The following is a 15,022-nucleotide window of genomic DNA, read 5'->3' as shown; positions in this document are numbered from 1 at the left end:
GCAGTAATTAAATAAGATTTTTTTAACTAGCATTTTCATTTTTTATTTAAAGCGTTATCATATCACAACTGTAGTAACTGTTTCATTTTCTTTATATATCTGTATCATACAGTTTGATCTATTCAGAAAATAAAAAAAACTCTCGATAGTTATCGAGAGTTTATTCATAAACTACATTTAAGTCTGACTGTTTATAGAATTGTTCTTTTAAATCATTATATTCATTGGTTAAATCATTAAATTGTTGATTCAACTCCATTACATGATCATAAGATTCATTTATGGTATTTATTTTTTCTCGCAATTCTTCTTCCGTTAGTTCCTCATCCATAAACATCTGATACAGTTGCTTGTCTTCGTTCAAAGAGTTATGAGTAGCTTCATTTAACTCATAATAGGTTTCGTATCGATTTTCCATTGTATCTATCATCGATTCTGCTAAGCTTTTTGCTTCCTCATCCAGCTCTTCCACTAAACTTTTTACTTCTCCAAACGCTGCTTCCGCTTCTTGTATACTTTGCTCTTCGTCGTCTAATAATGATTTTCTTTCTTCAATATTTTCTATGGCATTCGCAGCCAATGACTCGATTTTTTCCATATCTTCTGCGGTAAGTTCAATTATTTCATTATAGATTTCTTGTTCTTCTTCTTCTAGTTCCATATATGGATCTTGTAATTCAAAGAATCCCTGCTCCATTTCGACCGTTTCTTCTAAATGTTCATACATTTTTTCGGCTGTGGACTCTCCATTGCATCCAACTATAACTGTTGTAAGTATCAAACCTAATAATAACTTTTTTATCATAATCTCCGTTCCTCCTATAAATGTCTCTATCACATTTGTGAGTTGTATTATAACATATAGTACATATAATATATTGCTAAAACATTCTATGTTTTTTTACAGCTAAATATGATTATTAGAAAACTTGAATTTATGATGAAAGGCTCCAATTTTACCATAGTGAAAGAGTGTCATGTGGATTTGTTAAAACTGAATATATTTTGTCTATCTCTTGTTTATGGTATAATAATCAATATTTAATGGAGAGGTGTTCTTATGATTACGATGAAAGACATCATTAGGGAAGGTAACCCAATTTTACAACAAGTTGCTAAAGAGGTGCCTATCCCTCCATCTGATGAAGATAAACAAACACTGCAAGAAATGCTGACATTTTTAAAAAATAGTCAAGACGAAGAAATAGCAGAAAAATATCAGCTAAGAGCAGGTGTTGGACTGGCAGCACCTCAAATAGGGTTATCTAAGCGGATGATTGCTGTTCATTTTCAAGATTTTAATGAGGTGGAATATAGTTATGGCTTATTCAATCCAAAAATTGTCAGTCATTCCATTGCTAAGACCTATTTATCTAGCGGAGAAGGATGCCTTTCAGTAGACCGTGAAGTACCTGGCTATGTGCCTCGATACCAAAAAATCACCGTAAAAGCACTGGATTTGAATGAAAATGAAGTAAAATTAAAATTAAAAGGATTTGCCGCTATCGTATTCCAACATGAAATTGACCATTTAAATGGTGTTATGTTTTATGACCATATCAATAAGCAAGATCCATTTCAAGTGCCTGAAAACGCAAAAGCATGTGATCAATAAACTAAGACAAGGGGATGTTCCCTTGTCTTTTTTAATTTTACATAACAAATAAGATCCAATTGAGCTATTATCGTAATCATCAACCACATACATCCCTTATTTAAAATAGTCCCTTCAAGATCAAGAAATACACTTTTCATTCCACTTTTATTCTTCTCTATTTTATCTATATGAATATCTACATCCTTATAACCCCGTTTCTATGAATAAGTATATTTTAGTTGGCTCAAACTATTAGTGGAAAAAGTATCAAACGCCTAGTCAACCAACTGTTCAGAAAACGAATGTACGAGAGCTCAGATAAAAAATTATCAAGAATCTTTACCTTTTTTGTTTCAAAATTCATTTAATCGTAATATACTATATAGTAATAGGGATTGGATCGGTTCATTGTGTACTTACTTTTCTTTTCTATATACATAACTATAGAAAGGAGTTGGAAGTTACCATGTTAAAGCGTTTGAAAGAAAAATTAAAAAGACGATGGAGAGATGCTTTAAGAAAAAAGCGTGTACCAACTACTATTCAAAGCTTATAAAAACATTAAATGCAGGTTATAAAATCGAGATATGAACAGCAATAATATTCGAAGGAGAGATATAATGATATATAAAGTACTTTATCAGGAAATACCTACAGAAATACCTGTACGAGAAAATACACATAGTTTATATGTGGAAGCAAATTCTGAACGTGAAGTCCGTAGATATTTAAAAGATCGTCAATTAAATATTGAATTCATCCAATTATTAACTGAGGCGCATTTAGAATATGAACAAAAATCTGATTCTTTCAAAGTGGAGAATGCTTAATTATGAAGTTTGTCAAAAATGATCAAACAGCTATCTTTGCTTTGGGAGGATTGGATGAAATCGGGAAAAACACTTATGGGGTACAATTTCAAGATGAGATTATTTTAATTGATGCTGGAATTAAATTCCCAGAAGATGAGCTATTAGGTATTGATTATGTTATTCCCGATTATACTTATCTGATTCAAAACCAAGATAAGATCAAGGGGCTGTTTATCACCCATGGTCATGAAGATCATATCGGTGGCATCCCCTACCTATTGAGAGAAATTAATGTCCCTATCTATGCTGGTAAATTAGCTATAGGACTACTTCGTAACAAGTTGGATGAACACGGACTTTTAAGAAAAGCAAAATTACACACTTTTCAAGAAGATGATTTAATTAAATTTAGAAAAACAGCTGTTTCATTTTTTCGAACAACACACAGTATCCCAGATTCCTATGGGATTGTAGTCAAAACCCCGCCTGGCAACGTCGTTCATACAGGGGATTTTAAATTTGATTTTACACCAGTTGGTGAACCTGCAAACTTATCAAAAATGGCAGAAATTGGAAAAGAAGGTGTTTTGTGCCTGCTTTCTGATAGTACGAATAGTGAAGTACCTGATTTTACCCTATCCGAAAGAGTAGTTGGAGATAGTATTAATGACATCTTTTCAAGAGTTGACGGAAGACTTATATTTGCAACATTTGCATCCAATATCCATCGTCTTCAACAAGTTGTAGAAGCAGCCGTCAAGCATAACCGTAAAGTTGCTGTATTTGGAAGGAGTATGGAAGGGGCCATTAAAATTGGACAAGATTTAGGATATATTCAAGCCCCTAAAAACACTTTCATTGATGCTCACCAAATCAATCAATTACCAGCAAATGAAGTAACGATATTATGCACAGGCTCTCAAGGTGAACCTATGGCGGCTTTGTCTAGGATCGCTAACGGAACACACCGACAAATTCAAATAATCCCTGGTGACACAGTTGTATTCTCCTCTTCACCAATCCCTGGGAATACTATTAGTGTCAGCCGTATTATCAATCAACTATTCCGTGCCGGAGCTGATGTCATTCATGGTGCTTTAAATGATATTCATACATCAGGGCACGGAGGACAGCAAGAACAAAAATTAATGTTACGCCTTATTCAACCAAAATACTTCATGCCTATTCATGGGGAGTATCGAATGTTGATTGAGCATGTGAAATTAGCTGAGAGCTGTGATATTCACCCTAAAAATAGTTTCATTATGGATAATGGCGAAGTATTAGCACTCGGTAAAGATAGTGCATCCATTGCTGGGAAAATCCCTTCTGGATCCGTTTATGTCGATGGCAGTGGAATTGGAGATATCGGAAATATTGTTTTAAGAGATAGACGAATCCTTTCAGAAGAAGGACTTGTCATTGTAGTAGTTAGTATCAATATGAAGGAATTTCACATCGCTTCAGGACCAGATATTATCTCCAGAGGTTTTGTATATATGAGAGAATCTGAAGATCTTATTAATGAAGCACAAAAAATAGTTTCCAAACACTTGCATAAAGTGATGGAAAGACGAACAACGCAATGGTCTGAAATCAAAAATGAAATTACAGATACTATCGCACCATTTTTATATGACAAAACAAAACGTAGACCGATGATTTTGCCAATCATTATGGAAGTTTAACATTAAAACCCCAAGTTATTGTAATAACTTGGGGTTTTTATTAATCCTCTACAACTAATTGCTTTTCAAATCTTGTGATATCTTTATCAGAGCCGATCACAATTAATATATCGTCTTGATCTATCTGTTGAGTCGCCATCGGTGAAACATTTATTCCTTTTTCATCTGCTTCTTTTATCGCTACAATGTTACATCCATATTGGGCTCGGATATCTAAATCCATGAGTGTTTTCCCTTGCATTTTCTTACCTGCTTTCACCTCCACAATACTATGGTCATCGGATAATTCTAAATGATCTAAAATGTTAGTGGAAATGATACTATGCGCTATTCTTCTTCCCATATCACGTTCAGGATGGACTACCTCGTCAGCACCAATTTTATTTAACACTTTTTCATGATAATCATTTTGTGCTTTCACTGTTATCTTTTTAATCCCAAGTTCTACTAGCATCAAAGTCGTTAAGATACTTGCTTGAATATTATCACCTATTGCAACAATGACATGATCAATGTTTCGAACGCCCAATTCCTTTAAAACCTTCTCATCTGTAGAATCAGCAATAACTGCATGTGCTGCAATGTTTTTATATTCATTTACTTTTTCTTCATCTAAGTCTATGGCTAGAACATCCATGCCATCAGCACTAAGTTCTCGACAAATGCTTCCACCAAACCTTCCTAAGCCAATTACTGCAAATTCTCGTTTCATACGTACTCCTCCAAAATATATTAAGATAATGCTTATTTTAACATATCTTTTTATATGAATGCTTGCAAATAATAAAAAACGGGGTATTCCCCCGCTTTTATATTATAGCTCATCAAGCATCTCAAATTGTGATTTTACTAATTCATAGTACTCTCCCTTTTTCTCCATTAGCTCATCATGATTACCCTGTTCTAAAATTCGTCCATGTTCTAACACAATAATGTTGTCAGATTCTCTAATCGTCGACAATCGGTGAGCAATCATGATCGCAGTTCGACCGTCCAGTAATTTTTGTAAAGCTTTTTGAATTTTAACTTCTGTTTCGGTATCAATACTTGCTGTCGCTTCATCAAGTATAAGAATACGAGGGTCTGCTAATAAAGCTCTTGCAAATGATAATAATTGCCTTTCCCCAGCAGATAATATATTCCCTCTTTCTTCCACTTCTGTATGGTAACCATCTGACAGTCTATTGATAAAATCATCTGCTCCTACTACTTTTGCTGCCTCTATTACTTCTTCATCTGTTGCTTCAGGTCTTCCAAAGCGTATATTTTCCATAATGGTTCCTGAGAAAATAAAGGTATCTTGCAGTACGACCGATATATTTTGACGAAGACTATCTAGTTTCATGTCTCTTAAATCATGTCCATCGATTTTAACTGCACCTTTTGTTGGGTCATAAAATCGACTGATAAGATTGGCTATAGTCGATTTCCCCGAACCTGTATGTCCAACTAAAGCAACAGTTTGACCTTGTTCCATTTTCAACGAAATTTCATGTAACGCAACACGGTCATTATCATAGGAAAATTGTACCTTATCAAACACAATTTCCCCTTTCATGTTGTTAAAAGTCTTCGCATTATTCTTTTCTTCAACATTTGGCTGCTCATCTAAGAACTCAAATATTCTTTCAGAAGACGCCATAGCTACTAACAGTTGATTATAAATTTGACCTAATCTTGAAATTGGTTCCCAGAACATACCAAGGTAAAAAGCAAAGGAAACAAATGTACCAATTTGAATCTCATCCGCTATGATAAGGTGCGCACCATATGAAATAAGGATAACCGTCCCAATGGCATTACTCATTTCAACAAACGGCCCAAAATAAGCACTCTTCTTCATTGCTCTTCTTTCTTTTTCAAAATTATCCGAATTCACACCATCAAAGAATTCCGTATTCTCTTTTTCCTGTGCAAATGATTGTGTGATCCGAATCCCTTGCATGCTTTCATTTAAATGAGAGTTAAGTCTGGACTTTTGTATTCGTACATCTTGCCAAGCACGACGAATTCTTCTTCTTAACTTCGTGGATATAAAGAACATTATTGGCAGTATAATTAATACTGCTAAGGCTAATTTTGGATTTAAGGCAAATAAGATCACAATAATTCCTGATAGCATAACTATATCCATCAGCAAATTAATAATTCCATTGGTAAACAATTCTTGTAATGAGTTTACATCATTTAATATACGAACTAAGATAGATCCAGCAGATCGCTTATCAAAGAAGTTGTGAGATAACCTTTGAACATGTGAAAATAGTGTGCGTCTTAAGTCATAAATCACTTTTTGACCTAATATATTAATCCATTTAATACGAAACATATTGGCTATATAACTGACTAAGTAAAGCACAGAGATTCCAATTATAATATACGTAAGCATCCCAGCGTCCTTTTCAGCTATCGCAACATCTATGGCGATCTTCCCGATTATAATAGGAACGATAAGACGAACAATTGTCGAAATAAGCATAGCTATGATTGCACCTGGCAATAAATTATCAACATAAGGTTTTAAATAATACAGTAATCGACTCATTTGTTTCCAGTTAAAAGGTTTTTCAACCGCACGGTCCAATGGATAATAAAACCTAGTTAAGTGCGGACTTTCTTTTTTTATATTTTTAGCAGTTATCGATTTAGCCATTTGAACTCCCCCTTCTTAATGTATTGAGGACATAACAGCTTCTCGGTCCTGATATTGAATGTCATAAATGCGTTTATAGGATCCGTTTTGATGGATTAACTGTTCATGTTTACCTCTTTCTTTAATTTCTCCTTCCTCTAATACTAAAATTTCATCCGCATGTTTTAGCGAAGAGATTCGGTGTGCAATAATAAAAGTTGTTCTTCCATCCATTACTTCCTTTAATGCTTTTTGAATTTTAAATTCTGTTTCCATGTCCACTGCAGAAGTGGCATCATCTAATATTAAAATAGCCGGATCTATCAAAATAGCTCTTGCTATAGCGATACGTTGTTTTTGACCACCTGATAAGCCCATTCCTCTTTCTCCTAGCATGGTGTCATATCCTTTAGGCATTTCCATAATAAATTCATGCGCTTGCGCTCTCTTAGCTGCGTCGATGATTTGATCCATGGAAGCATCAGGATTTCCATAGGCAATATTTTCTTTTATCGTAGTAGAAAATAAGAAAGACTCCTGAAGCACAAAGCCGATATGTTTCCTCAACCACTTTAGTGGATATGAACTAGTTGGCTTACCATCAAGCAATACTTCTCCTTTTTCAGGCTCATAAAAACGTGTAATCAATTGTGTAATACTAGTCTTACCTGCACCAGTAGGGCCGATTAATCCGATTACTTTTCCGGGCGGTGCGTCAAACGATATATTCTTTAATGCAGCATCATCTTCATCTACATATTTTAATGTAACATTATGGAAAGTCACATGCCCTTTCATTGTATCTGGCTGTATGGGATCATCCTCATCCTTAACATCTTCATGTGCTTCCAAAATTTCTAGCAACCTTTCGCCAGAAGCTTTTGCTTGTGAAAACATGTTGACAATAAACCCTAAGTGCATTAATGGTCCTAATATATAAGTCACAAGACTAAAGAAAGCAACAAGCTCACCTAATTGAAGCTGATCATTAATGACTAAATAGCCACCATAAATGAGCAAAGCTACCATACATACATTTCCAATGAACTCCATTAATGGGAAAAACCTAGCCCATATATTGGAGGTTTGAATGTTTACTTCACGATAATTGGTATTATTGCTTGTAAATCGCTCAATTTCAAAGTCTTCTTTTGAAAGAGACTTAACCGTGTTCATACCGCTAACATTTTCCTGAATTCTCGTATTTAGACGTCCTAAAGACTTCCTGATTGTACGAAAAGCAGGATGAACGGTTCGGTCAAACTTATAGACTACCACAGCTAAAAACGGCATTGCCGCCATTGTTACAGAAGCTAATGGTACGGAATAATAAAACATGACACTTAAACTAATCACAATAAGTAATGTGACTTTAATAAGTTCTTTGCAACCAGCTGCCAAGAAGTGTCGAAATCCTTCCACATCCATCGTCAGTCTGGACATTAAATCGCCTGTTCTTGCATTGTCATAATACGCAAAAGAAAGCCTTTGCAATTTTTGGTACAATTCATCCCTCAAAGTGTAAACAGATTTTATTCCAAATAGATCACCTAAGTATTGCTGCAAGAAATTTGCAGCACCTTTCAGAGCCATAAGCAATATAAAGCCTACAGCCAAGTATGGAATTAATTGATATTGGCCTGGTGTTACGACATCATCAATGGTAATTTGTAAAATGATTGGATACACTACTGTGATGGCGGTTACAAGTAAAACAAATAAGACAGATGCAAAAAAGTATTTTTTAAAAGGCCAATAAAATTTTTTCAATTTCTGAAAGGTTTCCATCTTGATAGCACCCCCTGTTTTTTTACGTATGTATAAATATAACGGTATCCGAATTAAATTTCCAGCTTTTCGACTTATTTTCTAAAAATTTTTTTTTGATAATTTTTTACATTTTATAGAAAAAAGTACCCCTTAAAAAAGGGGCACTTTAATTTAACTTTCTTTTTATTCACTTGTTTATAAATTTAATCCATATGCTTAATCATTGATGTCACAGCTTTCACACCAACATCTATAGCTTCTTCCTTTGGTTTTAGTTTGCTGTGATGCAAGCCATATGGAGATTCAACACCTAACCAAAACATGAATCCAGGAATTTCCTTTAAGAAATAACCAAAATCTTCACCTGTCATGGCTGCATTTGCTTCGATAAATGTAATGTTATTTGCCTCTACAATTTCTTTAAAACGATCTACATACTTTTTATCATTTTGAACTTGATAATAGTTAGCTCCATAGTCCACCGTAATTTGGCAATCGTTACTGTATTGAAATCCTTCTATAAGACGCTCTAATTCACCTTTAATAATTTCCATAGTCTCTGGTTGAAGCGTACGAATTGTACCTTCTAAACGAGCCTTTTCCGCTATAATGTTTTGAACAGAACCTGCTGTCATCTTCCCTATTGTAATCACTCCACTATCTAGCGGGTCCAATTTACGAGAAATAATTTGCTGCATTTGAGTAACAAATGAACTTGCTGTAACAATCATATCCTTTGTTAAATGAGGATAAGCTGCATGGCCGCCCTTTCCTTTTAAATCTAAAAATAATTCACTCGTATTAGCAAATAATATTCCTGTTCTTGATGAGACGGTGCCTACTGGTAATTCAGGAGCAATGTGCAACGCAAAAATGCAGTCTAGGTTCCATTGCTGAAATGCTTCAGATTCTAGAATTGGCCTTGCGCCTCCAGGTCCTTCTTCAGCTGGTTGAAAAATAAATAATACATTATCTTCAATTGGCTGCCGACTTATTTCATCTAATGCACCAAGTGCAATGGTCATATGTAAATCATGTCCGCAAGCATGCATATGCTTTTCATGTAATGATGAAAAAGAAAAATCAGTCTCCTCCACAATAGGCAATCCATCAATATCCGTACGGTATCCAATCGTTTTAGAAGGATTTTTCCCTTTCACAAAAACAAATATACCTGTATGCCAGGTTGTTACATGAATATGTCGTTGATCCATTTTGTCTATTATATTTAATAAATATTTTTGCGTTTTATATTCTTGAAAGCCTAATTCCGGGATCTGATGAAGCTCTCTTCTAATCTTGATCAACTGTTGATTATCCATTGTTACCCTCTCTTTTAACAAACATTCCTGTCGACATAAATTTTAATTTATCACGGTGAACAATCGTCCGCAAGATCCCCACTTCAAGATTTAGAATATAGAAAGAAGTATAAGTGGGAGATAAACGGACGCTTGCACCCTAATAAGTTTCGCTAACCATCAGTGGGGATGCCCCCACACTGATGGAGGCTCTCTCAAGTCCCTATTCATACAGTCTAAAAACAAGACAGGATTTGATATCCTGTCTTGCTTTACCTTAATCATCTAATTTACGCAATGCTTCCATAATCTCTGTTTTAGATTTTGTTTGATCATCAATTTCTTTTAATACCTTAGCAGGAGTGCCGGCAACCACTGTGTTTGGCGGTACATCTTTTGTAACTACAGCACCAGCCGCTACTACAGAGCCTTCTCCCACTCGAACTCCTTCCAGTACTACAGCATTTGCACCAATCACTACTCCATCTTCAATAATAACTGGTTGCGCAGAAGGTGGCTCAATTACCCCTGCAAGAACTGCACCGGCACCAATATGACAGTTTTTACCTACTGTTGCACGGCCACCTAATGATGCATTCATATCTATCATAGTTCCTTCTCCTATAACAGAACCAATATTAATCATTGCACCAAACATGATTACCGCTCCATCACCGATCTCCACTTGGTCACGGATAATAGCACCTGGTTCAATACGAGCATTCACATCTTTTAAATCAAGTAAAGGAATAGCCGAATTTCTGCGGTCATTTTCTACCACATAATCTTCTACTTGGTCTTTATATGTATCAAGCAATGCACTAACTGCTTTCCATTCACCAAAAATTACTCCATTATCTTCGTTTAAGAACGCTTGAACATCGTCTCCAGTCTCCCATTTGCTTACATTAGTTCCTTTAACATAAACTTTTACTGGAGTTGATTTTTTACTATTAGAAATAAAAGAAATAATCTCTTTCGCATCCATCATTTTCATTTTTTGTTCCTCCATATTTTAATATTGCTTTTAATAATGTACCAAAAATGTGGTCTGATTTACAAGCATTATCCTTTATGAAGCATATATTGATTTATTCACTTCTTTAAGTATAGCTCTTCTTGTTAAAATACCGACAAAGGAACCATCTTCATCTACCACACAGGCAAAAGCATGATTAATGACAACCTTTAGGCATGTCAAGAAATCTGTGTCTAATTTTAATGTTGGATGGTCCTGGTGCATAACATCTTCTACTTTTATTTCAGAAAGCTGCTCTACTTCAATCCTCTCTATTCCCATCACACTTTTTAATATCTGTGTTTTCCCTATGGTTCCTTGATATTTATAATGCATATCTAAGACTGGTACTGATGAATATCCAGATTCCACTAATACTAATAACGCATGTTCAATTGGGTTGCCTACTTGAACATGAGCTACTTTTTCAGCTGGAATCATTAATTCCATTACGTTGAGATCTGTAAGCGTCTTTTTCATAACACTAGACATTGAAACTCTCCTTTTCAGATGGTGAAGGAGTTTTAACTTTCACCTTGCTTATTTTAACATATTTTTGATAATTATGCTGGATTCCACATTTTTTACTCAATTCTTTTCATGCTTCATGCTATAATAGCGGAAAAACAGTTTGTAAGTGAGAGGGAATCGCCAATGAACCGTAGGACTTTTCTAAAAAAAATAATTGGTGGCATGGTCACTTTACTTGGATTAAGTGGCGGAACTTATTATTACGCAAAAGAATTGGAACCATCTATGCTTGATATTCATCGAATTACCATTAACTCTAGTAATATTCCCGAAGGGTTTGAAGGGTTTACCATATTACAGTTTAGTGATACTCATATTGGTTTTCATTATACTGTAGAACAAATGAAAGAATTGGTTAAAACGATGAATAATCTTGAAGCAGATATTGTTGTATTTACTGGAGATTTAGTGGATAACCCACAATCTTATGAATGGGACTCCCGGATTGGTTCTCTATTAAGTAATATCCAAGCCAAATCCGGTAAATACTGGATCTATGGTAACCATGACCATGGTGGATATGGAACAGATATTTTAAAAGAAACTTTTGATCAGTCAGGATTTGAATTGTTGCGAAATAGTCACAGACTTCTAAAGAGTAATAATGATAGAATAATGTTAGCAGGCATTGACGATGTCATGCTAGGTAATCCGGATGTAGAAAAAGCGATTCAGAACGGAGATACAAACCTTTTCACCATTTTGCTTTCACACGAACCGGATTATGCTGATTTAATAAAGAATTTCCCTGTTGATGTACAGTTATCCGGGCATAGTCACGGTGGACAAGTACAGATTCCTTTTCTAGGATATATCTATACTCCTTATTTAGCTGAAAAATATGTGGAAGGGCACTATCAAATAGGCGAAAAACCTTTACAACTGTATGTCAGCCGCGGGATTGGCACCACAAGGCTGCCATACCGATTTTTTTGCAAACCTGAGATTACCCTTTATCAATTAAGTAGTAAGAATAAATGAGGTGAAAAAATGCAAGGTAAAATAACTGTTATCTTATTGTTATTTATTTTTTTAGCAGCATGTGGAGAGAACTACGAAGGAGACTTTTCCTATGAAGTACAAGATTTTGAATTTATAAACCAAGAGGGTGAAAGCTTTACTTTAGAAGAGCTGGAAGGAGATTTTTGGATAGCAGATTTCATATTTACAAATTGTGAAACAGTTTGTCCTCCTATGACTGCTAATATGGCTCGTTTACAACGAATGTTAGACGAAAACAACATTGATGCTCAACTGGTTTCCTTTTCTGTGGATCCGAGCAATGACACTCCAGAAATTTTAAAGCAATATGCTGCGGATCGTGGTGGTACTTTTGGTAATTGGAATTTATTAACAGGGTATTCAGATGAAGAGATCAAAACATTTGCAGAAAAATCCTTTAAAGCTCTTGTAAAAAACCCTAAAAATTCGGATCAAGTTATCCATGCAACCACTTTTTATTTAGTATCTCCTAATGGTAATGCGATTAAAGGCTATAATGGTACAGAAGCGGATTCTATGACCCAGATTGTAGAAGATATTCAATCAATGAATTAAGTTTTTTGGCGGGGATATTCCCCGCCTTTTTTTTTACAATTCATTCACGTTCTTCTTAAAAACCGCCTAATTAATGTGATACTTCTACTTAAACAAATACAAATAGCGAATAATACAATAGCCATAACAAAAAATGATGAAATACTTAATCCAGAAATTTGTGACGCGATGATAAATACGAATCCTACTGACAATAAATAGCTTAAAAACATTTTCCATTCCAGCATGATAAGCAGATGAATAATAGGGTAAATCATCATATAACAACCAATTAACAATAGCATGACTGTTAACATATATACAATTTCTCCTTGCATTGTTAACAACATGACATCGCTAATGCGTACTATTTCTTTCCATACTCGCTCTATCATTTCTCTCCCCCTATCTATACTATTTATGATAAAATATGCCTAGCTTTATTAATGTAAATGCTTTTAACACCATTATGGTCAATTTGATAGTTTTTTATAATGAATATTAGGAGGTTTACTTTGGAACATCTTATAAACCAACAAGTCAAACAAATAGAAATATCAGGGATACGAAAATTTTTTAATCTAGTTTCCGGTGAGTCGGATGTTCTATCCTTAACCATAGGACAACCTGATTTCCCTACGCCTGATCATATTAAAGATTGTGCTGCTAAAGCTCTACACGAAAATAAGACTGCTTACACACATAACGCGGGGATTATAGAATTGCGCAGAGCCATCTCAGATTTTATGTACAAGAAATATCATGTTCATTACAATCCAGAAAACGAAATCCTAGTTACGGTTGGCGCCTCTCAAGCTATTGATGTAGCATTAAGAACGATTATTAATGAAGGGGATGAAGTCATTTTACCAGGCCCTGTTTATCCAGGTTATGAGCCTTTAATTAAATTGGCTGGAGGAAAACCTGTTTTTATTGATACAAGAGATAATCATTTTAAGCTAACAAAAGAACTAATCAAATCAGCTATAACAGACCGAACCAAATGTATTCTAATGCCTTATCCTTCTAACCCAACTGGAGTATCTCTAACAGAGAGTGAGCTCCATGAAATAACTAATTTAGTGAAAGATAAAAATATCTTTCTTATTGCGGACGAAATTTATAGCGAGTTAGTGTATAAAGAGAAGCACATCTCAGCTGGTCAATTTGAACAGGTTAAGGATCATATTATTATTATTAATGGTGTCTCCAAATCACATTCGATGACAGGATTTCGGATTGGCTTTTTAATGGCACCTAAATGGTTAACAAGGCATATGATTAAAGTCCACCAGTATAATGTTTCATGTGCTAGTTCGATTAGTCAGTATGCAGCATTAGAGGCAATAAAAAACGGTGAGAACGATTCTATTGTGATGAAAGAAGCTTATAGGGAACGGAGGGATTTTGTATACCGCAGGCTTTCGGAGATGAATTTAAATCCATACCTACCTGATGGCGGATTTTACTTTTTTATCAATATCAGCCACTTGCAAAAAGACTCATTTGACATAGCTTTAGACTTGGTGAAGGAAGCAAAAGTGGCACTCGTTCCCGGCAGTGCATTTTCCAAGTATGGAGAAGGATTTTTACGCCTTTCTTATGCATATGATATAGACACTCTCGCAAAAGGACTAGATAGAATAGAGAAATATCTTAATAAATAAAACTTCTATTAAGATAAGAAAAGCGCAAGCGCCTTGGTCACCCCCGACATGCTTAAGTCGAGGGGGTAGGCGCTGGAGCTAGACAGCGGAGCGTAAATTTTTATGCTTTCTTATCTTATAAAGAAAACTCGTCGGTTGACGAGCCTTTGGCGAAGTTAGAGACGTAATTGTCCTTATCTATATTCCTAAAATTGTCAACTACGTCGAGATTGCTTGCTGACAAATTATGCTTTCCTATAGTAAAAAAAGAAGGGAATGCTACTTAAAGCTTTCCCTTCTTTTATTTATACTCCATATTATTGCCTTTTTCTTGTTTATATTGTTGATATACATTTAATAAATCGTCTAACTCCTGGCTTATATGAAGAGATTCTTCACTTGTCATCCCTTTTTCTAAGGCAACATCGGTCATCTCTTTTCTTAATTGTTCAATTTTGATCATTAAATTAGTCGGATCTAATGTCATATAC

General features: G+C 34.9%; 15 protein-coding genes. 6 read left to right on the top strand and 9 right to left on the bottom strand.

Annotated elements, in window-relative coordinates:
• Positions 1–160 precede the first annotated feature (160 nt).
• Positions 161–805, bottom strand: a complete 645-nt coding sequence (locus tag GHD00_RS03225; protein ID WP_163536669.1) for a YkyA family protein — start codon at positions 803–805, stop codon at positions 161–163.
• A gap of 255 nt (positions 806–1,060) precedes the next feature.
• On the opposite strand from GHD00_RS03225, the gene def reads away from it, so the two are divergent.
• The 3 genes from def to rnjA all read left to right on the top strand — a co-directional run bounded on the left by def (position 1,061) and on the right by rnjA (position 4,097).
• Positions 1,061–1,615: a peptide deformylase gene (gene def, locus GHD00_RS03220; protein WP_163536668.1), complete on the top strand. Its 555-nt coding sequence runs from the start codon at positions 1,061–1,063 to the stop codon at positions 1,613–1,615.
• Between the two features lie 602 nt (positions 1,616–2,217).
• Positions 2,218–2,427, top strand: a complete 210-nt coding sequence (locus GHD00_RS03215; protein WP_163536667.1) for a DNA-dependent RNA polymerase subunit epsilon — start codon at positions 2,218–2,220, stop codon at positions 2,425–2,427.
• Positions 2,428–2,429: 2 nt separating this feature from the next.
• Positions 2,430–4,097, top strand: coding sequence for a ribonuclease J1 (rnjA, locus tag GHD00_RS03210; protein ID WP_163536666.1), 1,668 nt, complete (start codon positions 2,430–2,432; stop codon positions 4,095–4,097).
• Between the two features lie 40 nt (positions 4,098–4,137).
• Here the strand turns inward: rnjA and GHD00_RS03205 are convergent, their stop codons facing one another.
• The 6 genes from GHD00_RS03205 to cbpB all read right to left on the bottom strand — a co-directional run bounded on the left by GHD00_RS03205 (position 4,138) and on the right by cbpB (position 11,310).
• A complete protein-coding gene (locus tag GHD00_RS03205) occupies positions 4,138–4,809 on the bottom strand; it encodes a potassium channel family protein (RefSeq protein ID WP_163536665.1) in 672 nt (223 codons plus the stop codon).
• 102 nt (positions 4,810–4,911) lie between these two features.
• Complete coding sequence (locus tag GHD00_RS03200; protein WP_163536664.1) at positions 4,912–6,750, bottom strand: ABC transporter ATP-binding protein; 1,839 nt, start codon at positions 6,748–6,750, stop codon at positions 4,912–4,914.
• A 15-nt stretch (positions 6,751–6,765) separates the two neighbouring features.
• On the bottom strand, positions 6,766–8,517 hold the full coding sequence (locus GHD00_RS03195; protein ID WP_163536663.1) for an ABC transporter ATP-binding protein: 1,752 nt from the start codon (positions 8,515–8,517) through the stop codon (positions 6,766–6,768).
• A 185-nt stretch (positions 8,518–8,702) separates the two neighbouring features.
• Positions 8,703–9,821: an N-acetyldiaminopimelate deacetylase gene (locus GHD00_RS03190; protein WP_163536662.1), complete on the bottom strand. Its 1,119-nt coding sequence runs from the start codon at positions 9,819–9,821 to the stop codon at positions 8,703–8,705.
• A gap of 256 nt (positions 9,822–10,077) precedes the next feature.
• On the bottom strand, positions 10,078–10,797 hold the full coding sequence (gene dapD / locus GHD00_RS03185; RefSeq protein WP_163536661.1) for a 2,3,4,5-tetrahydropyridine-2,6-dicarboxylate N-acetyltransferase: 720 nt from the start codon (positions 10,795–10,797) through the stop codon (positions 10,078–10,080).
• A gap of 75 nt (positions 10,798–10,872) precedes the next feature.
• A complete protein-coding gene (gene cbpB, locus GHD00_RS03180; protein ID WP_163536660.1) occupies positions 10,873–11,310 on the bottom strand; it encodes a cyclic-di-AMP-binding protein CbpB in 438 nt (145 codons plus the stop codon).
• A 162-nt stretch (positions 11,311–11,472) separates the two neighbouring features.
• Between cbpB and GHD00_RS03175 the strand changes: the two genes are divergently transcribed.
• Both GHD00_RS03175 and GHD00_RS03170 read left to right on the top strand, forming a co-directional pair.
• Positions 11,473–12,330 (top strand): metallophosphoesterase, encoded by an 858-nt coding sequence (locus GHD00_RS03175; protein WP_163536659.1) that lies wholly within the window; start codon positions 11,473–11,475, stop codon positions 12,328–12,330.
• Positions 12,331–12,339: 9 nt separating this feature from the next.
• Complete coding sequence (locus GHD00_RS03170) at positions 12,340–12,906, top strand: SCO family protein (RefSeq protein WP_163536658.1); 567 nt, start codon at positions 12,340–12,342, stop codon at positions 12,904–12,906.
• Between the two features lie 44 nt (positions 12,907–12,950).
• Here GHD00_RS03170 and GHD00_RS03165 read toward each other — a convergent pair whose 3' ends face one another.
• Positions 12,951–13,280, bottom strand: a complete 330-nt coding sequence (locus GHD00_RS03165) for a hypothetical protein (RefSeq protein WP_163536657.1) — start codon at positions 13,278–13,280, stop codon at positions 12,951–12,953.
• A gap of 120 nt (positions 13,281–13,400) precedes the next feature.
• Between GHD00_RS03165 and GHD00_RS03160 the strand changes: the two genes are divergently transcribed.
• A complete protein-coding gene (locus GHD00_RS03160) occupies positions 13,401–14,552 on the top strand; it encodes an aminotransferase A (protein WP_163536656.1) in 1,152 nt (383 codons plus the stop codon).
• A gap of 280 nt (positions 14,553–14,832) precedes the next feature.
• Here GHD00_RS03160 and GHD00_RS03155 read toward each other — a convergent pair whose 3' ends face one another.
• A complete protein-coding gene (locus tag GHD00_RS03155; protein WP_163536655.1) occupies positions 14,833–15,018 on the bottom strand; it encodes an aspartyl-phosphate phosphatase Spo0E family protein in 186 nt (61 codons plus the stop codon).
• Positions 15,019–15,022: the final 4 nt, after the last annotated feature.

The sequence above is a fragment of the Gracilibacillus sp. YIM 98692 genome (genome assembly GCF_010993965.1).
Classification (GTDB): Bacteria; Bacillota; Bacilli; order Bacillales; family Amphibacillaceae; genus Gracilibacillus.
This window is presented reverse-complemented; position numbering and strand designations above follow the sequence as displayed.